Source organism: Polymorphospora sp. A560 (assembly GCF_045781765.1).
GTDB classification, from domain to species: Bacteria; Actinomycetota; Actinomycetes; order Mycobacteriales; family Micromonosporaceae; genus Polymorphospora; species Polymorphospora lycopeni.
Window position 1 is genome coordinate 1,338,652 of sequence record NZ_CP122282.1, and the last position, 17,962, is coordinate 1,356,613.

General features: G+C 73.2%; 14 protein-coding genes. 12 read left to right on the forward strand and 2 right to left on the reverse strand.

Annotated features, from left to right (window positions below; translation table 11 throughout):
• The first annotated feature begins 80 nt into the window (after positions 1-80).
• Genes QCD66_RS06155 through QCD66_RS06170 form a run of 4 tightly spaced genes read left to right on the forward strand, consistent with a single transcriptional unit; the run spans position 81 to position 5,966 of the window.
• A complete protein-coding gene (locus QCD66_RS06155) occupies positions 81-1,634 on the forward strand; it encodes a protein kinase domain-containing protein (RefSeq protein ID WP_375733011.1) in 1,554 nt (517 codons plus the stop codon).
• Positions 1,635-1,669: 35 nt separating this feature from the next.
• Complete coding sequence (locus QCD66_RS06160) at positions 1,670-2,680, forward strand: AAA family ATPase (protein WP_375733010.1); 1,011 nt, start codon at positions 1,670-1,672, stop codon at positions 2,678-2,680.
• Positions 2,677-3,864, forward strand: coding sequence for a DUF58 domain-containing protein (locus QCD66_RS06165; protein WP_375733009.1), 1,188 nt, complete (start codon positions 2,677-2,679; stop codon positions 3,862-3,864). Before QCD66_RS06160 ends, QCD66_RS06165 begins: the two co-directional genes overlap by 4 nt.
• Positions 3,861-5,966, forward strand: a complete 2,106-nt coding sequence (locus QCD66_RS06170) for a transglutaminaseTgpA domain-containing protein (protein ID WP_375733008.1) — start codon at positions 3,861-3,863, stop codon at positions 5,964-5,966. The genes QCD66_RS06165 and QCD66_RS06170 overlap by 4 nt, the downstream gene beginning before the upstream one ends.
• A gap of 68 nt (positions 5,967-6,034) precedes the next feature.
• Here the strand turns inward: QCD66_RS06170 and QCD66_RS06175 are convergent, their stop codons facing one another.
• Positions 6,035-6,826, reverse strand: coding sequence for a MaoC/PaaZ C-terminal domain-containing protein (locus tag QCD66_RS06175; RefSeq protein ID WP_375733007.1), 792 nt, complete (start codon positions 6,824-6,826; stop codon positions 6,035-6,037).
• Between the two features lie 312 nt (positions 6,827-7,138).
• Here QCD66_RS06175 and QCD66_RS06180 point away from each other — a divergent pair, with 312 nt between their 5' ends.
• The 8 genes from QCD66_RS06180 to QCD66_RS06215 all read left to right on the forward strand — a co-directional run bounded on the left by QCD66_RS06180 (position 7,139) and on the right by QCD66_RS06215 (position 17,131).
• A complete protein-coding gene (locus tag QCD66_RS06180) occupies positions 7,139-8,098 on the forward strand; it encodes an ABC transporter substrate-binding protein (RefSeq protein ID WP_375733006.1) in 960 nt (319 codons plus the stop codon).
• Entirely contained in the window at positions 8,095-8,940 is an 846-nt protein-coding gene (locus QCD66_RS06185) for an ABC transporter ATP-binding protein (protein ID WP_364218106.1), read from the forward strand. Before QCD66_RS06180 ends, QCD66_RS06185 begins: the two co-directional genes overlap by 4 nt.
• A complete protein-coding gene (locus QCD66_RS06190; protein ID WP_375733005.1) occupies positions 8,937-9,767 on the forward strand; it encodes an ABC transporter permease in 831 nt (276 codons plus the stop codon). The genes QCD66_RS06185 and QCD66_RS06190 overlap by 4 nt, the downstream gene beginning before the upstream one ends.
• 72 nt (positions 9,768-9,839) lie before the next feature.
• A complete protein-coding gene (locus QCD66_RS06195; protein ID WP_375733004.1) occupies positions 9,840-11,849 on the forward strand; it encodes a hydantoinase/oxoprolinase family protein in 2,010 nt (669 codons plus the stop codon).
• Positions 11,850-11,851: 2 nt separating this feature from the next.
• Positions 11,852-13,411, forward strand: coding sequence for a class I adenylate-forming enzyme family protein (locus QCD66_RS06200; protein WP_407567035.1), 1,560 nt, complete (start codon positions 11,852-11,854; stop codon positions 13,409-13,411).
• On the forward strand, positions 13,411-14,769 hold the full coding sequence (gene purB / locus QCD66_RS06205) for an adenylosuccinate lyase (protein WP_375736747.1): 1,359 nt from the start codon (positions 13,411-13,413) through the stop codon (positions 14,767-14,769). The genes QCD66_RS06200 and purB overlap by 1 nt, the downstream gene beginning before the upstream one ends.
• A complete protein-coding gene (locus tag QCD66_RS06210) occupies positions 14,766-15,515 on the forward strand; it encodes an enoyl-CoA hydratase/isomerase family protein (protein ID WP_407567036.1) in 750 nt (249 codons plus the stop codon). Before purB ends, QCD66_RS06210 begins: the two co-directional genes overlap by 4 nt.
• Complete coding sequence (locus QCD66_RS06215) at positions 15,512-17,131, forward strand: thiamine pyrophosphate-binding protein (protein ID WP_375736745.1); 1,620 nt, start codon at positions 15,512-15,514, stop codon at positions 17,129-17,131. Before QCD66_RS06210 ends, QCD66_RS06215 begins: the two co-directional genes overlap by 4 nt.
• Positions 17,132-17,136: 5 nt before the next feature.
• Here QCD66_RS06215 and QCD66_RS06220 read toward each other — a convergent pair whose 3' ends face one another.
• On the reverse strand, positions 17,137-17,961 hold the full coding sequence (locus QCD66_RS06220) for an IclR family transcriptional regulator (RefSeq protein WP_375736744.1): 825 nt from the start codon (positions 17,959-17,961) through the stop codon (positions 17,137-17,139).
• Position 17,962 lies beyond the last annotated feature (1 nt).

Below are 17,962 nucleotides of genomic sequence, written 5' to 3' on the forward strand. Positions count from 1 at the left end.
CATTGGAACCCGGCCGCGTGCCGCACGCGGAGCCCGGCATCGTCCCACCGCTCACCGTCCCATCGCCCATTGTGGAGACAATGAGTACTCCGGAAAGCGGCCCGGCGGAGCTGCCGACCTCGCCGCCGACGCATCGTGTCCCGGCGCCGCCGGAGGCGGCCATCGGCCCCGCGCCGCCGATGCAGTTGGGGCGCGGCTATCTCAAGGAAGAGCTCATCGGGACGGGCGCCAGCGGAGCCGTCTGGCGTGGCCGGCGACGTGAGGACAACGAGCCGGTCGCGATCAAGGAGTTGCACGCGGGTCGTGCCGGTGACCGGGCCGTCCTGCACCGGTTCCTGCGCGAGCGAGAGGTGCTGCTCGAACTGGACCATCCGCACCTGGTGCGGCTGTACGACATGGTGGCGGAACGGAACACGCTGGCCATCGTCATGGAACTGGTAACCGGGCAGAACCTGCGCCAGGTCATGAGGCGCCAGCCACTGTCCACCGACCGGGCACTCTCGGTACTGTCCCAATTGGCGGCCGCGCTGGGCGCGGTGCACGCCGCCGGCGTGACCCACCGCGACGTCAAACCGGAGAACATCCTGGTCACCTGGCGCGGCGGCGAGCCGTGGATCCAGCTGGTCGACTTCGGCGTCGCCAAGTTCGCCGACGGCCTGCAGCTGACCCGGGTCTCCGAGGTGGTCGGCACGCCGCACTACGTCGCGCCGGAGGCGTCGACCGGTCGTCCGCACGGCCCGCCGGTCGACATCTACGCGCTCGGCCTGGTCGCCTACGAGCTGCTGGGCGGGCGGCATCCATACGCGGGCTCCCCGGATCCGTTGGCGGCGCACATCGTGTCAGAGCCGGCCCGGCTGGCGGGCGTCGCCGAGCCACTCTGGCAACTGATCAACGCCTGCCTGGACAAGAATCCGGACCGGCGGCCAACCGCCGACGCCTTCGCCGCCCACCTCGACCAGCTCAGACATTCCGAGAGCGGGCTACCCGCCGACGCACCCCCACCACGGCCGGCCGGCCCGCCGGCGGGACAGCCCGTCCAGACGGCCGATCCGGTGGTCCGGCCCGACCCCGCTCGTGCTGACGTGCCCGGAGCCACCACCGGGCCGGCTACCGGCCCGGAGACCGGCGAAAGCGTCGGCGGGGCGCCGGTGGACGCGCAACTGCCGACGACCGGGGCGACCGTACTGCTACCCGACCCGCCACCGCCGGCACCGGTCCGACGCCGGGGCTGGCGGAAACCGGTGCTGGCCCTGGCCGCGCTGCTCCTGGTCGCGACCGGGGTCGGGTGGTGGGTGGGCCGACCGGATCCCGGACCGGTCGGCACCCTGGCGGCCACGCCGAGCGGCCCCCCGCCACCCCAGTTCGTCCTGCTGCCGGTCACCGCGACCAGCCCGCGGCGCGGCACGGTCCGGTTGGAGTTCAGCGACGCCACCCACCTCGACGGCTTCGTCAGGTACGTGATCCTGCGCGACGGGTCCAAGGTCGCCGAGGTCGCTTCCGGCTCCGGATCGCCGTACGTGTTGCACGGGATCGACCACCGAACCGAGTACTGCTTCCAGGTGGCGGCGCTGGTCGAGTCGACACAGCCGTTGCCACCCGCCCCGAAGCCGAGCTGTCTGACCGCTGACGGCTGATCGTCCGATCACGTTTCGAAGTGAGGAACCCCCTGATGACCAGCAGCCAACTTGAGGCCGTCGACGGCGGGCGGGCCGGCGCGGGCTCGGACCCGGCCGCATACTTCACCGACCGGTACGAGGCGGTCCGGAGCAACGTCGCGCAGGCGCTGGCCGGCAAACCCGAGGCGGTGCGTCTCGCGCTGACCTGCTTCTTCGCCGGTGGTCACCTGCTGGTCGAGGACGTACCCGGCGTCGGCAAGACCAGCCTCGCCAAGGCGCTCGCCGCCTCGATCGACGCGAGCTGGAACCGTATCCAGTTCACCCCCGACCTGCTGCCGTCCGACATCACCGGGACCAACGTGTTCGACCAGCGTTCCGGGGTGTTCGAGTTCCGGCCCGGACCCGCCTTCGCCCACCTGGTGCTCGCCGACGAGATCAACCGCGCCTCACCGAAGACCCAGTCGGCGTTGCTGGAGGTCATGGAGGAACGGCAGGTGACCGTCGACGGGCGCAGCTACCCGGTACCCGTGCCGTTCCTCGTCGTCGCCACTCAGAACCCGATCGACCTGGAGGGCACCTACCGGCTGCCGGAGGCCCAACTCGACCGGTTCCTGCTGCGGATCGCGGTCGGCTATCCGGACGTGGCGGCCGAACGCGACATCCTGGTCGCCCGGGCCCGCAACGGGGTGGCACCGGTGCTCTCCCCGGTCGCCACCGTCGAGCAGGTGCGCTGGATGATCGAGTACGTCAGCCGTGTACACGTCACCGACGCCGTCGCCGAGTACGTGGCGCGGATCGCCGAGGCCACCCGCAACGACGCCCGGCTACGGCTCGGCGCGAGTCCGCGTGGCAGCCTGGCGCTGGTCCGGGCGGCGCAATCCTGGGCGGCCGGGGAAGGCCGCGGATACGTCGTACCCGACGACGTGAAGACGGTCGCCGAAGCGGTTCTCGGACACCGGCTCGTGCTCGGGTCCGAGGCCGACATGCAGGGAGTTCGTACGGCCGATGTGCTGCGTGACGTACTCGGCACGGTGTCCGTTCCGTTTGCCGCGGCCGTCCGGTGAGCCGAGCCGACCGGCGGCTTCGCAGGCGGCCCGCCGAACTGCTCGGCCTGACCGGTAACGGGCTGGCCACCGGGATCGGCGCCGCCGCGCTCCTCGCCGCCGGAGTGGCCACCGGCTATCCGACGCTGGTCGGCGTCGGCGCCGCGCTTCTCGCCGTGGTAGCCGTCGCGGCCCTCCTGGTACGGCTGCCGGTCCGCGTCGAGGTGCACCGGACGGTGACCCCCGACCGGGTCACCGTCCACGCCGGCGCGACCGGCCAGGTGGAGATCCGCAACGTCGGCCGGCTGGCCACCGCCGGGTTCGAGGTCGTCGACATGATCGACGGCGATTCGCTGCGGATCGCCGTACCGGCCCTGCCGCGTGGCGGATCGGGTCGGGTGACCTACCCGGTGCCCACACCGCGCCGTGGGGTGTTCCAGCTGGGACCGCTGCACGTCGAGCGGCGCGATCCGCTGGGACTGGCCATGCACCGGTCCCGGCTGGCCGCTCCGGCCAAGCTCTGGGTGCACCCGAGGGTCCGCCCGGTCCGGCCGCTGCCGGTCGGTATCGCACTCGATTTCGAGGGCCAGCTCAGCGAGAACGCCCAACGCGGTTCCACGGCGTTCGCCTCCTTGCGCGAGTACCGGGTCGGTGACGATCCCCGGCAGATCCACTGGCGCTCCACCGCGCGGATCGGCACGCTCGTCGTCCAGGACCGGGTCGACACCAGCGAACCGACCGCCACCATCCTGATCGACACCAGGCCCGACGTATTCGACGAGCCACGGTTCGAGGAAGCGGTCGAGTTGGCCGCGTCGTTGCTGGTGGCCACTACCCGGATCGGCCAGTCCGTCACACTGCTGGCGCCCGGGGAGGAGCCCGGTGAACTGTCCCGCGGGCCTGGCCAGCTGGATCGGTTGGCCGCCCTCCGCCGTACCGATCGCGGGGACGCCGGCGCCCTGCTCCGACTGCTGCGCCGCGCACCGGCCGGCGGCAGCCTGATCGCGATCACCGGGCCGGACCAGACCGTCGTGACCCGGCTGAGTGCCGAGCGGCGCCGGTACGCCAGGGTGGTCATCGCGCAGCTCGGTGCCGTACCGGAAGGTGCTGCCACCACCGGCCGCGCCGGGCTGGCCGTGCTCCGTGCGGCCGACGCCGGAACCGCCGTTGGTGCCTTCAACCAGCTTTCCGGCGGTCGCCGATGACATCGGCCCGGACGATCCGAGCGCTGCTCGCGACGACGCTGGTGTTGCCGCCGGTCATCGCGTTCGCGGCGGTCTTCGGCCGCACCCCGACCGAGGCGCTGGCCGACCTCGGATACCTGCTACCGGTGACCGGTGCCGCGCTGGTGACGGCCGTGACCTGCGTCGTGCTCGCGGCGGCCACCCGGCTCGTACCGGTGACCCGCCTGACGGTCGGGCTGGCGCTCCTGGCCGGCTACCTCGTACTGGTCACGCCGGCACGGATCGTCGACGGTCCGTACCGGTTGCTCACCTCGGTGCCACCGATCGACCCGTCCGGTCCCGAACTCGCCACGGTCGCGCTGCTGGCGGGGCTGGCCGCGCTCGGTGCCGTCGAACCGGTGCTGCGTGGTGCCGCGGTCGCCTGGGCGCTGCCCGTTCCTCTGCTCGTGACGACGGCCGGACTCGCCCTCGGCACCGCCGCCGGAGCCCCGAAGTGGCTGGCGCTCGCCGTGGTGCTGCCGTACCTCCTGGTTCTGGCGCTGGACACCGGGCGGGCGCGGCCCCGACCGGGTGGCGACGGCCGGCACCGAGCGCCGTGGCCGCTGACCGCGGCCGCACTCGTGACCGTGCTGGCGGCCGGTGTCGCCGGCAGCCAACTCGGTCCGGCGCTGCTGTCCGCCGCCGGCGATCCACCTCCGGTCGACGCGCGGGACCTGGTGACCCAACCGGTACGGCCCCGGGAGGACACCAGCCCGCTGTCCCGATTTCCGGCACTGCGTAGCGGAAAGCTACCGATGCGGCTCAGCGTCGCGGCCGACGAACCGCCGCAACGACTCCGCTACGCGACGCTGGACAGCTTCGACGGCACCTACTGGACCAGCACCGCCACCTACTGGCGGGCCAGCGGCCGCTTGCCGGAGGTGACGCCCGCCGGACCGGTCGAGGTCATCGAGGACAGGGTCCGGGTCGAGGAGCCCGGTACCCTCGGCTGGCTGCTGACGACCGGGCGACCGCTCGAGGTGTCGGTCAGCGGCCTCGGGGTGGACCGGGCGACCGGCGACGTCGTTCTGCCTGACGACCGTCCGGTACCGGGGGAGTACACCGCGCGCAGCGTGGTGAACCGACCCGATCCGGAGACTCTGTCGACCGACCTGCCGGTCCGACGGCCTCCGGGTGACCTCCCGGTGAGCCTGACCGAGCGGGCCACCGGCATGGTCGGCGACAGCTCCGGGTATCTCGCGCTGCGCCGGATGACCGAGCACTTCACCCGGACCGGTGGCTTCATCGCCGACACCTCGGCCCGGCCACCCGCAGGGCACGGCTTGTTCCAGATCGAGCGGCTGTTTCAAGACAAGCGGGGGACGGCGGAGCAGTATGCCTCGGCGTTCGCGGTGCTGGCCCGGTCGCTCGGGTACGACGCCCGGGTGGTGGTCGGGTTCCGGCCCGACCAGACCCCGGTCGCCGGCCGCTACCGGATCACCGGTAGCGATGTGGACGCGTGGGTCGAGGTCCGATTCTCCGTAGCCGGTTGGGTGCCGTTCTACCCCACGCCTGGGCAGGGGAACGCGGAGCGGGAGAGACAGCCCGAGGCGGAGCCGGCGGCTGAGCCGGAGCAGCCTGCCCCGACGCGGCCGGCGCCCGGTGCCACGACCGGACCGGGTCCTGCGGCGAGCGGGCCGGTCGGTAGCGGGGACGCGGCTCCGGGCTGGCTCTATCTGCTGGGCGTGCCCCTTGCCGGCCTTCTGTTGGGTGCCACCGGCCCGGCCCTGAAGACGGCGGTTCGGGCCCGCCGGCGCCGGGCGCCTGATCCGCGCGGCCGGGTTCTCGGGGCGTGGTGGGACACCCTGGACCGGTATGCCGAAAGCGGACTGCGGATGGGGCCCGCGATGACGACCGGTGAGGTGGCCGCCAGCGCCGGGAGACGTTTCCCTGGCGCGCGGGAGCCGATCCGGGAACTGGGCCACCTGGTCGACCGGGTGGTCCACGGCCCGGGGAACGTGCCGGACGGTGCCGCCGAGCGCGCCTGGCGGCTCGCCGACACGAACCGGCGACAGGTCTTCCGGGCACTGCCCCGGTGGCGACGTCTGCTCGCTGTGCTGACACCGCCACGACCACGGCGGTGATCGCCGGTGCCGGTCCGGCCAGGGCCGATACCGAACGAACTCCTGCGACCGCTGTGCCCGGCGGCGGGTCAGCGTAGGTCCAGCACGCCCCGGTCGAGGACCGGCCGGCCCCGGCCGTCGAGCGCTTGGAAGAGGGCACCGGCCGGGCGCCGCCACACCAGCACGGTCAGGGTGTCGCCGGGGAAGAACGGCGCGCTGAACCGGGCGCTGATCCGCCGTACCCGGTCGGGGTCGCCACCGGCGACGGTGTGCAGCAGGGTCCGGCCGGCGAAGCCGTACGTGCACAGTCCATGTAGGACGGGCCGGGGAAGTCCGGCGCGGGCGGCCACCACGGGATCGCAGTGCAGCGGGTTGCGGTCGCCGTTGAGCCGGTAGAGCAGCGCCTGGTCGGGGCGGACCGGGTGGCTGACGGTGTGGTCGGGGTGGTCGGTCGGTCGCCGCCAGTCGGCGACGGGGGCGCGCCGGCCGTCGAAGCCGCCGGCGCCGATGACGAACATGGCCCGTTCGATGGTGGCCAGCGGGTTGCCGTCCAGGTCGTGGATCTCCGACCGGTGGTGCAGCAGGAGGCCGCTGCCCTGGTCGTACACGTCGGTGACGGTGGCGGTGGTGCGGACCCGGCCGGCCGGCGGGAGCGGCCGGTGCAGGGTCAGGGTCTCCCCGGCGTGCCGGACGGCGGCCGGTTCGCCGAGGTACGGCGGGTCGGCGGCGAGCAGGGTGGCGAAGGTCGGCAGCGCGGCGGGCGGGTGGCCGGTGGAGTTCTCGGTGGTGAACCGGAGTTCGTCGGCCGGGTCGGCCTGCCCGGCGCCGACGCCGAGGGCGTAGAGGATCGTGTCGGCGGCGGTCCAGCCGCGCTCGGTCACCGTCCGTGCGTAACGGTCTCGTGAAGAGTCTCGACCGTTGGCCGGAGCTTGGACACGTTCGGTAACCGACTCGTTCGACACGGAAGTGGGATCCGAATCCGGATCTCCCGCGCCAAGTGGCTTGTTCAGGTACTTCATGGTTGTTACCTCCTCGACGTACCGCCGGCGGGATGGGGAGGTTTGCTGAAGTCTGCCTACTCTCTGTGTCTGGAGGTGGAGCCGTTGTGGTCTTGACCCGTTACCCGCATCGCAGTAGCGTCCCATATTAAGCAACCAAGACCACAATATGAGCCGCGCAAGTCTGGGGTAGCCATGAGAATGCGAGCTTTGCGGGCCGCGGCCGCAGCCCTGCTGATGACCGTCGCCGTCGCGGCGTGTTCCGAGAACCAGTCGCCCGGGGAGTCCGGCGGCGACGGCGGCACCACCGCCGCCGTCAACTTCGGCGTCGGCGTCGACCCGGCGTACTCGCCGATCTACCTGGCCGACCAGGAGAACCTCTTCGACCAGGCCGGCCTCGACGTGACCGTGACCCAGTACCAGGAGGGCACCGGCGGGCTCGACGCGATCCTGGCCAAGCAGGGCCAGATCACCGCCAGCACCGAGTCCAGCCTGCTCAACCGGGCCACCCGGGGCGACATCAAGGGCCTCGCGGTCTTCTCCCAGTCGCCGAGCTTCATCAAGCTCGTCGCCCGCTCCGGCATCACCGACGTCGCCGGCATCAAGAAGTACGGCGTCGTGCCGGGCACCGTGAATGAGTACGCCACCAACAAGGTGCTCGACAGCCGCGGCATCAGCCGGGACTCCGTCGAGTTCGTCAACGCCTCGCCCGCCGAGATGCCGGCGCTGCTTCAGCGCGGCGACGTCGACGGCTACATCATGTGGGAGCCGTGGCCGTCGCGCGGCGTCGCCAACGGCGGCCAGGTGCTGCTGACCAGCGGCGAGATCGGCTACGTCTACAACCTGGTGATCGGCGTCGACGGCGCCTGGTACGAGGCCAACAAGGAGACGGCCAAGAAGGTCGTCGACACCATCGGCCAGGCGTGCGAGCAGCTCACCGCCGACCCGGCCAAGGCCGGCACGGTGACCGAGACCGCGATCAAGGTGCCGGCGGCCGAGGCGCAGACCCTCCTGGAGGGCGTGCAGTGCCAGGTCCGCGACTTCACCGACGAGGACATCCAGCGCTACACCGAGATCGCCCAGTTCCAGCAGGACAGCGGGATCGTCAACCAGAAGGCCGACGCGGCGACCGTCATGGTCAGGGGAGTGGCGTGACCGGCTCCGGCTCCCCGGTGTCCGTACGCGACGTCGACATCAGGTTCGGCGACTTCGTGGCGGTCCAGCAGGCGAACCTGGACATCGCCGCCGGGGAGTTCGTCTGCCTTCTGGGCCCGAGCGGGTGCGGCAAGTCGACGCTGCTCAACGCGATCGCCGGCTTCGTCAAGCCGGTCGGCGGGGAGGTGACCTGCGCGGGGGCGCGGGTCACCGGACCCGACGTGTCGCGCGGCGTGGTCTTCCAGAGCGCCGAGGCCCTGTTCCCCTGGCTGACCGTACGGCAGAACGTCGAGTTCGGCCCCCGGATGCGCGGCGTCGGCAAGGCCCAGCGGGCCACCGACGTCGACCGCTACCTGGCCATGGTCGGGCTCAGCCACAGCGCCGACCGGTTCCCCGGACAGCTCTCCGGCGGCATGCGCCAGCGGGCGCAGCTGGCCCGGGTGCTGGCCAACGAGCCGTCGGTGGTGCTGATGGACGAGCCGTTCGGCGCGCTCGACGCGCAGACCCGGCTGGTGATGCAGGTCGAACTCGACCGGATCTGGCGGGAGACCGGGGCCACGATCGTGTTCGTCACGCACGACATCGGCGAGGCGATCCTGCTCGGCGACCGCATCGTCACGATGACCGCCGGCCCGTCGGCGGCGATCAAGAACGTCTACCCGTGCGACCTGCCCCGGCCCCGTGACCTGACCGACCCGGCGAGCGCCGCGCTCTTCCGCCAACTGCGTGAGGACATCGGCGCCGAGGTGGCCCGGACGCTGCGCGCCCAGGGCCTCGACGACGGGCACGACGGCCGGGCGGCCGACGGGGCGAACGGTCGGGACAGGAAGGCATTGCGATGAGCGTGGAAGCACCCACCGCCCCGGAGAAGGTCCGCCCGACCGCCCCCGGTCCGACCCGCCGGGGCAAGAGCCGGCCCCGGCTGACCCGGGTCGGGCTGTCGGTCCTGTCGGTGCTGCTCGGCATCGCCATCTGGGACCTGGTCAGCCGCAACTACACCGCCTTCTTCCTGCCCTCGCCGCTGCTCACCTGGCAGGGCGCGGTCGACCTGGTCCAAGACGGCACCCTGTGGAGTTCGGTCAGCGCCTCGTCGACCCGCATCCTGACCGGCTGGGCACTCGGCGTCGTGATCGGCGTACCGGTCGGGCTGCTGATGGGCTGCGTGCCGTGGCTGCGGCTGATGCTCGACCCGTACATCCAGTTCTTCCGGTTCGTGCCGCCGATCGCCTTCGTCACGCTGGCGATCATCTGGCTCGGCCCGGGCGAGGCGTCGAAGGTCGCACTGATCTTCTACACCACCGTCTTCATCGTCGCGCTCAACACCCTGGCCGGGGTCCTGTCCGTCGACGACCTGCGGCTGCGGGCGGCCCGCGCGCTCGGCGCGAACCCGGCCCGCACCCTGATCTCGGTGGTGTTGCCGTCGACCGTGCCGCACGTGGTCACCGGCGCCCGGCTGGCCATGGGCAACTCGTTCCTGACGATCGTCTCGGCCGAGATCGTGGCGGCGCAGAGCGGCCTCGGGTCGCTGATCTGGACCGCCCGCAACTACGCCAAGACCGAGTGGGTCTTCGTCGGGATCATCGCCCTCGGCCTGCTCGGCTACCTCTTCGACTGGATCCTGCGGGTCGTCACCAGCAAGACCCTGCGCCGCTACGGCGTCAACTTCTAGCCGGCCGGCGACGGCGTCACCTTCCAGCCGGCCCGTCGCCGGACCGCGCCCACCACTATCGAAAGGCTCGCCATGCTGTGCATCGGCGTCGACATCGGTGGCACCTTCACCGACGTCATCGTGTACGAGCCGGCCACCGCCCGGCTCGCCGAGGCCAAGACCCTGTCCACGCCGGACGACCCGGCCGCGGCCATCTTCGAGGGGCTGGCCAAGCTCGGCGTACGCCTCGACGAGGTCGACCGCTTCGTCCACGGCACCACCCGGGTCACCAACGCGCTGCTGGAGGGTTCCGGCGAGCCGGTCAGCGTGGTGGCCACCGAGGGCTTCCGCGACGTGCTGGAGATGGGTCTGGGACACCGGCCGCAGCTCTACAGCGTCAAGGAGTCGGCCCGCCCGCCGCTGGCCCCGCGCCGGCTGCGGCACGTGCTGCGGGAGCGGATCGGCGCCGACGGCAGCGTGGTCCGGCCGCTGGACACCGCCGACCTGGACGCCGTGCTGGACCGGGTGGCCGCCGCCGGCCCGAAAGCCGTCGCGGTGTGCCTGCTGCACTCCTACCGCAACCCGGCGCACGAGCGGGCGGCCGCGTCCCGGCTCGCCGAGCGCTTCCCGGGGCTGGTCTGCACGATCTCCTCGGACGTGGTGCCGGAGCAGGGCGAGTACGAGCGGTTCGCGACCACCGTGCTCAACGCGAGCGTCCGGTCGACGGTCGCCGACTACCTGCGCGGACTCGGTACGGCGCTCGCCGAGGGCGGCTACGCCCACCCGCTGTCGATCATGACGAGCAGCGGCGGGGTCGTCTCCACCGACGAGGCCGGCCGGTTGCCGATCAACCTGGCGCTCTCCGGTCCGGCCGGCGGGGTCGCGGCCAGCGTGCACGTCGCCGGCCTGGCCGGCTACCCGAACGTGATCACCTGCGACATCGGCGGCACCAGCACCGACGTCTGCCTGATCAAGAACGGCGCCCCGTTGATGACCAACGACGGGAAGATCGCCGGATACCCGAACCGCACCTTCCAGGTCGAGATCAACACGATCGGCGCCGGCGGCGGCTCGATCGCCTGGCGCGACCTCGGCGGCGAACTGCGGATCGGGCCGCGCAGCGCCGGCTCGACCCCCGGCCCGGCCGCGTACGGCCGCGGCGGCACCGAGCCGACCACCACCGACGCGCACGTCGTCGTCGGCCACCTCGACCCGCAGGAAAGCCTCGGCGGCGAGGTACGCCTCGACGTCGACGCCGCCCGCGCCGCCGTCAGCCGGCTCGCCACCGAGTTCGGCCTGGACGACCTGGAACTCGCCCACGGCATCCTCAAGATCGCCACGATCAAGATGACCAGCGCGATCAAGGAGATCTCGGTCGCCTGCGGCCACGACCCCCGCGACTTCGTGCTGATGCCGTTCGGCGGCGCCGGCCCGATGCACGCCACCGCCCTCGCCGACGAACTCGGCATCCGCCGGGTGCTGGTCCCACCGGTCCCCGGCAACTTCTCCGCGCTCGGCTTCGTCACCGCCCAGGCCCGGCACGACTACGTCCGCACCGTGCTGGTGCCGGCCGACGAGACCGGGCTGTCCGCCGTACGCGCCGTCGTCGCCGAACTGCGCGACGTGGCCCGCGCCCAACTCAAGGCCGAGGACGGCGTCGAACCCGACCAGGTCACGTTCGGCCTGTCGGTCGGGATGCGGTTCCGGGGCCAGAGCTTCGACCTCGCCGTACCCGTCGCCGACCTGCCGGCGACCGCCGAGGACCTGGTGGCCGCGTTCCACGCCGCCTACGCCGAGCGGTACGCGTACGCCCGCTCCGGACACCCGGCCGAGATCGTCAACTGCCGGCTGACCGCCTTCGGCCCCCGACCCGCCGTACGGTTCACCGCCCCGGCCGGCGGTTCGCCGGAGCCGGACCGGACCCGGATCTACGGCGCGGCCGGCTGGGTCGACGCCACCGTCTGGCGGCGTACCGAACTGGCCCCCGGCCGTGCCGTGCCCGGCCCGGCCGTCGTACGGGAGAACGGCAGCACCACCGTCGTCGGCGCCGGCTGGACCGCCACCGTCGACGACCACGGGAACCTGCTGCTCGTCCGGGAGTGACCGTGACCCCACCCGCCCTCGACGCCACCGTCCTGGACCGTGCCGGCCGGCACCCGGAGCGGCCGCTGTACGTGTTCGACGAAGACCGGCCGGTGTCGGCCGGTGAGTTCGCCGACCTGGCCGGCCGGGGCGCGGCGGCGCTCGCCGCCCTCGGCGTCGGCCGCGGCGACCGGATCGCGGTGTGGGCCGAGAACGGCCTCGGCTGGCTGGTCCTGCTCGCCGCCGCGGCGTGGCGGGGCGCTGCCCTGGTGACCCTGCACCCCGGCCTGACCACCCCGGAAATGACCGCGGCCCTGGCCCGTAGCCGCCCGCGCCGGCTCTTCGTCGCCGAGCGGGTCCGCGACCGCGACGGCCGGGCCACCGCCGCGCAGGCCGTCGCCGGGCTGCCGGCCGACGCCCGCCCCGACGGCTGGCACGCGTACGGCGACGACCTGGCCGGACTGCCCGGCTGGACCGACCCGGCCCCGGCCCCGGCCGGGCACCCGGACACCGCGCTGAACATCCAGTTCACCTCGGGCTCCACCGGCCCGGCGAAGATGGTCTCGCTCAGCGCCCGCAACCTGATCACCAACGCGGAGTGGACGGCCGCCGCCGCCCGGCTCGGCGCCGACGACCGGATCGCCTCGCCGCTGCCGCTGGCCCACGCCGCCGGCCTCGGCAGCGGTGCCGTACTCGCCCTGGTCACCGGGGCGCTGTGGGTGTCGGCCCGCCGGTTCCGGTCCGAACCGGTGCTGGCACAGATCGCCCGACACCGGTGCACCGTGCTGCAGGCCGTACCGACGATGGCGACGATGCTCGCCGACAAGGTGGAGGCCGACCCGGACCGGTTCGACCTGTCGGCACTGCGGGTCGGCTTCCTCGGCGGCGCCCCGTGCGCCCCGGCGCTGATCACCCGCACCCGCCGGGTCCTCGGCCTGGACCGGATCGCGGTGATCTACGGACAGACCGAGGCCGGCCCGACGATCAGCGTCGACCCCGGCGACGGAAGCTGCGGCCTGCCCGGCGGCACCGTCGGCCGGATCGTGCCGGCCCTGTCCGCCGTCGTCGTCGCCCCCGGCACCCGGACCGAACTGCCCGCCGGCGAGCCCGGCGAACTGCTCGTCCGCGGCGAGTCGGTGACCGCCGGCTACGTCGACGACCCGGAAGCCACCCGGGCGGCGATCACCGCCGACGGCTGGCTGCGTACCGGCGACCTCGGCGCGCTCGACGCCGACCGGATCTTCACCCTCACCGGCCGGGTCAAGGAACTGATCATCCGGGGTGGCGAGAACGTCAGCCCGGCCGAGGTGGAGGCGGCACTGCTCGACGACCCGGCCGTCGCCCAGGTCTGCGTGCTCGGCGTGCCGTCCCAGCGCTGGGGCGAGGAGGTCGGCGCGCTCGTCGTCGCCGCGACCGGCACCGAACCGGACCCCGACCGGCTCGCCGGGGTCGCCGCCGCCCGGCTGGCCCGGCACAAGGTGCCGACGCTGATCCGTACGGTGCCCGGCCTGCCGCTGCTGCCGTCCGGCAAGGTCGACCGCCGTGCCGCGCTCGGCCTGCTCACCGCCGAGGAGGACCGCTGATGCAGCTCGGCTCCTGTTTCCTGGACTCGCTGACCGTCACCAGCTTCTTCGGCAACGCCGAGATGCGCGGCGTCTTCAACGACCGCCAGCTCATGCAGTCCTGGCTCGACGTCGAGGCGGCCCTGGCCCGCGCCCAGGCCAGCCTCGGCATCATCCCGTCGGCCGCCGCCCAGGCCATCACCGACTCCGCCCGGCTGGACCGGCTCGACACCGCCGTCCTGGCCGCCGACGCCGCCGACACCGTGCACCCGCTGGTGCCGCTGGTCCGGGCACTGACCGCCGCCTGCCCCGGCGATGCCGGCCGCTACGTCCACCTCGGCGCGACCACCCAGGACGTCATGGACACCGGCTTCGTGCTGCGCGCCCGGGCCGGCCTGGACATTGTCACGCGTCAGGTCGACGAGCTCGTACGCATCCTGCGCCGGCTCGCGCTGCGGCACCGCACCACCCCGATGCCGGCCCGTACCCACGGCCAGCAGGCGCTGCCGACCACGTTCGGGCTGCGCTGCGCGGTGTGGCAGAGCGAGCTGCAACGGCACCGGGCCCGGCTGGCCCAGATGCGCGAACGGCTGCTGGTGACCAGCATGGGCGGGGCCGCCGGCACGATGGCCGGCTACGGCCCGCAGGCGTTCGCGCTCGAACGCGCCGTCGCCGCCGAACTCGACCTCGGCGTCGCCGACACCCCGTGGCACGCCACCTCGGACCGGTTCGCCGAGTGCCTGATGGTGCTCGGCCTGGTCGCCGCCAGCGCCGAGAAGCTGGCCCGGGAGATCTACTTCCTCGGCCGTACCGAGGTCGGCGAGGCGTACGAGCCGCAGCGGGCCACCCAGGTCGGCAGCAGCACCATGCCGCACAAGCGCAACCCGATCCGGTGCGAGGCGGTCATCGCCGCCGCCGGCACGCTGCGCGCCCAGGTGCCGCTGGCGTTGCAGACCATGGTCGCCCAGGACGACCGCGACATGGGCGTCGGCATGACGCTGTGGAAGCTGCTGCCGGAGTGCTTCATCCTCATCGGTGGTGCCCTGGAACGGCTGGTCGAGGTCTTCGGCGACCTCGGCGTCAACCCGGACCGGATGCGGTCCAATTTGGACATCACCGGCGGGCTGGTGCTCTCCGAGGCGGTCATGCTCCGCCTCGCCGGCCCGCTCGGCCGCGAGCAGGCCCACCACCTGGTGATGCGGATCGTCCGCGACAGCCTGGAGCAGAACCGGCCGTTCGCCGACGTGCTGCGCGCCGACCCGCAGGTGGCCGCCGCCCTGCCCGGCACCGAACTCGCCGGGCTGCTCGATCCGCTGTCGTACGTCGGCCACGCCGCCGCGCTGGTCGACCGCGCCCTACTGAACTCGGAGTCGCCGTGACCGCTGAACAGTCCGTGCTGCTGCACCGCTCCGGCCGGCTGGCCCGGGTGACCCTGAACCGGCCGGCCAGACGCAACAGCTTCGACCTGGCGATGCTCGCCCGATTCGAGGACGTGCTCCACGAACTCGGCCGGGACCGCGACATCGAGGTGGTGGTGCTCACCGGCGAGGGTACGGCGTTCTGCGCCGGCACCGACCTGCGCGAGCTGGCCGGCCTCGACGCCGAGACCACCATGTACGTCCAGCGGCGCACCGCCGAACTCGTCGAACGCTGGTACCGGCTGGAGCAGACCACGGTCGCCGCCTTCAACGGGCCGGCGATCGGCTCCGGGGCCGTACTCGGGCTCGCCAGCGACCTGCGGGTGGCCGCCGACAGCGCGTTCTTCACCTTCCCCGAGGTGACCTTCGGCATCCCGCTGACCTGGAGCGGCATGGCGATCCTCGCCGACCTGGTCGGCGCCGACCTGGCCAAGCGCTGGCTGCTGCTCGGCGAGCGGGTCGAACCCGCCGACATGCTCGCCCTGCGCCTGGTCACCCGGGTGGTCGACGCCGACGGGCTGCCGGCCGCCGTCACCGGCATCACCGACCGGCTGCTCGCCACCTCGGCCGTCGGCCGCTCGATGACCAAGCGGGCCGCCCGGCTGGCCGGCCCCCGGTTCGACGCGGTCGCCAACGACTCGTATCTCGGCGCGCTGAGCGTCGCGCTGCGCCCGCTCGGCGACTACCTCGACCGCGGTGCCCGGTGAAGGTCTTCGAGGCGATCGCCGACGCCGTCGTCGCGCACGGCGTCGACACCGTCTTCGGCCTGCTCGGCGACGCCAACATGTTCCTGGTCGCCGACCTGGTCGACCGGCACGGCGTACGGTTCGTGGCGGCCCGCAACGAGAACGCCGCGGTGATGATGGCCGACGGGTACGCCCGCACCACCGGCCGGTGCGCGGTCGCCACCGTCACCCAGGGGCCGGGACTCGCCGTCGCCGGGGCCGCGTTGACGATCGCCCGGCAGGCCCGCACCCCGCTGGTGCTGATCGCCGGCGACACCCCGCCCGGCGACCCGCTGCACGTACAGAGCTTCGACCAGCAGCCGTACGCGCTGGCCACGGCGGGCCGGTTCGTGCCGGTCACCGGCGCCGGAACCGCCGTACGCGACGTGGGGCTGGCGTTCCGGGCGGCCCGCGAACTGCCCGGCCCGGTCGTCCTGAACGCCCCGATCGACCTGCAGGAAGAGTCCGTGCCGGCCGGCACGGCGGCGGCACCGCCGGTGCTGCCCCGCCCGCCACGACCGCTCGTGCCGGATTCCGCCGACATCGAAGCGCTCGCGCGGCGGCTGCGTACGGCCGACCGCCCGGTGCTGCTCGCCGGCCGGGGCGCCGAACCGGCCGCCGACGCGATCAGGGAACTCGCCGACCGCAGCGGCGCGCTGCTCACCACCACGCTGATGGCCGCCGGCCTGTTCACCGGCCACCCGTACGACCTCGGGGTGGCCGGCGGGCTGTCCCGGCCGCCGACCCGGCGGGTGCTGGCCGGCGCGGACCTGGTGGTCACGTTCGGAGCCGGCCTCAACCGGTGGACCGCCGACCACGGCAGCCTCTTTTCGAACGCGACGGTGGTCAGCGTGGACGTCGACGCGGCCGCGATCGGCGCCCGGTGGTCGGTGGCCGCCGGGGTGGTCGGCGACGCGGGGGAGACGGCGCGGGCGGTGTCGGCGCTGCTGCCGGCGACCGAACGGCCGCACTGGCGCAGCCCGGAACTGGCCGCCGAACTGGCCACGGCCGACCCGTTCGCGGACCTCTACATCCGGTCCACGGTGGACCGGATCGACCCGCGGGCGTTCATCCGGATCTGCGCCGAACGGCTGCCACGGGAGCGGACCACCGTCGTCGGTGTCGGCCACTTCGGCGGCTGGCCCAACCTGCTGCTCGACTCGGCCGCCACCGACCGGTCGTTCGTCGCGCCGTGGGAGTTCGGCAGCATCGGCGTCGGGCTGCCGTTCGCGGTCGGTGCCGCCGTGGGCCGCCCCGACCGGCCGGTGGTCGCCTTCGAGGGCGACGGCAGCCTGCTCACCGGACTCGGCGAACTCGACACCCTGGCCCGGGTCGGTGCCCCGGTGCTGCTGGTGGTCCTCGACGACGCCGCGTACGGCGCGGAGGTACGCAAGCTCGCCCCGCGCGGGGTGGACCCGGACCTGGCCCGGTTTCCGGACCGGGATTTCGCCGCCGTGGCCCGCGCACTCGGGTTGCCGGCGTGGACGGTCACCGACGAGGCGGGCGCGCGGGCGGCGTTCGACGCGGTGCTGCCGCTGACCGGCCCGGCGGTGCTGCACGTGAAGGTGCGCCCCGACGTGGTGCAGGAGAAGTTTTGACCGGCTCAGTCGCCCCAGACCTCGCCGAAGCCGTAGCCGAGCTGGCGGGACAGTTCGTCGGCGGTCCGGCACGCGGCGGCGGCGAGTTCCGCCATCCGGTCGCCGTCGACCCGGAAGATCGGGCCGGAGACGCTGATCGCGGCGGTGACCCGGCCGTGGCGGTCGCGGACCGGCGCCGCCACGACCCGCAGTCCCTCCTCGCTCTCCTGGTCGTTGAGCGCCCAGCCCTGCTGCCGGACGGTCGCCATCCGGGACACGAAGGTGTCGAGGTCGGTGATGGTGTTGCCGGTCAGCGCCGTGAACGGCGCGGTGGCCAGCGTGGCTCGCAGCGCGGCGTCGTCCTGGTCGATCAGCAGGGCCTTGCCGGCCGCGCTGCACCACAGCGGGATGCGCCGGCCGAGCCGGGAGACGAGCTGCAGGTTGCGGGTGCCCTGGACGACGTGGATCGAGATCGCGTCGAGGCCCTCCAGGACCGACAGGTTGACGCTCTCGCCCTCCTCCTCGGCCAGTTGGTGCACCAGCGGGCGGGCGAGGGTGTGCAGGTCGAGGCCGGCGAGGTAGCGCGCGCCGAGTTCGAAGACGGTGACCCCGAGGCGGTAGTTCCCGTTCTCCTCGTTGCGCTGGAGGAAGCCGGCGTCGGCCAGCGCCCGGAACAGCCGGCTGGCGGTCGACTTGTGTAGGCCGAGCTCGCGGCTGACGTCGCTGACCTTGCGTTCGGTGTCGTTGCCGCGGAAGGCGAGCAGCACGCTGAGCGCGCGGTCCAGCGCCTGCGTGCCGGATTCGCGGGGGGCCGGCCCGTCGTCCGGGGTGGCGTCAGTGGCGTACGGCATC

What these genes read in the sequence shown, in the direction of transcription:
- QCD66_RS06190 (WP_375733005.1), top strand. Translation starts at nt 8,937, where the DNA reads ATGAGCGTGGAAGCACCCACCGCCCCGGAGAAGGTCCGCCCGACCGCC.
- QCD66_RS06155 (WP_375733011.1), top strand. Translation starts at nt 81, where the DNA reads ATGAGTACTCCGGAAAGCGGCCCGGCGGAGCTGCCGACCTCGCCGCCG.
- QCD66_RS06160 (WP_375733010.1), top strand. Translation starts at nt 1,670, where the DNA reads ATGACCAGCAGCCAACTTGAGGCCGTCGACGGCGGGCGGGCCGGCGCG.
- QCD66_RS06220 (WP_375736744.1), bottom strand. Translation starts at nt 17,961, where the DNA reads ATGCCGTACGCCACTGACGCCACCCCGGACGACGGGCCGGCCCCCCGC.
- QCD66_RS06180 (WP_375733006.1), top strand. Translation starts at nt 7,139, where the DNA reads ATGAGAATGCGAGCTTTGCGGGCCGCGGCCGCAGCCCTGCTGATGACC.
- QCD66_RS06170 (WP_375733008.1), top strand. Translation starts at nt 3,861, where the DNA reads ATGACATCGGCCCGGACGATCCGAGCGCTGCTCGCGACGACGCTGGTG.
- purB (WP_375736747.1), top strand. Translation starts at nt 13,411, where the DNA reads ATGCAGCTCGGCTCCTGTTTCCTGGACTCGCTGACCGTCACCAGCTTC.
- QCD66_RS06195 (WP_375733004.1), top strand. Translation starts at nt 9,840, where the DNA reads ATGCTGTGCATCGGCGTCGACATCGGTGGCACCTTCACCGACGTCATC.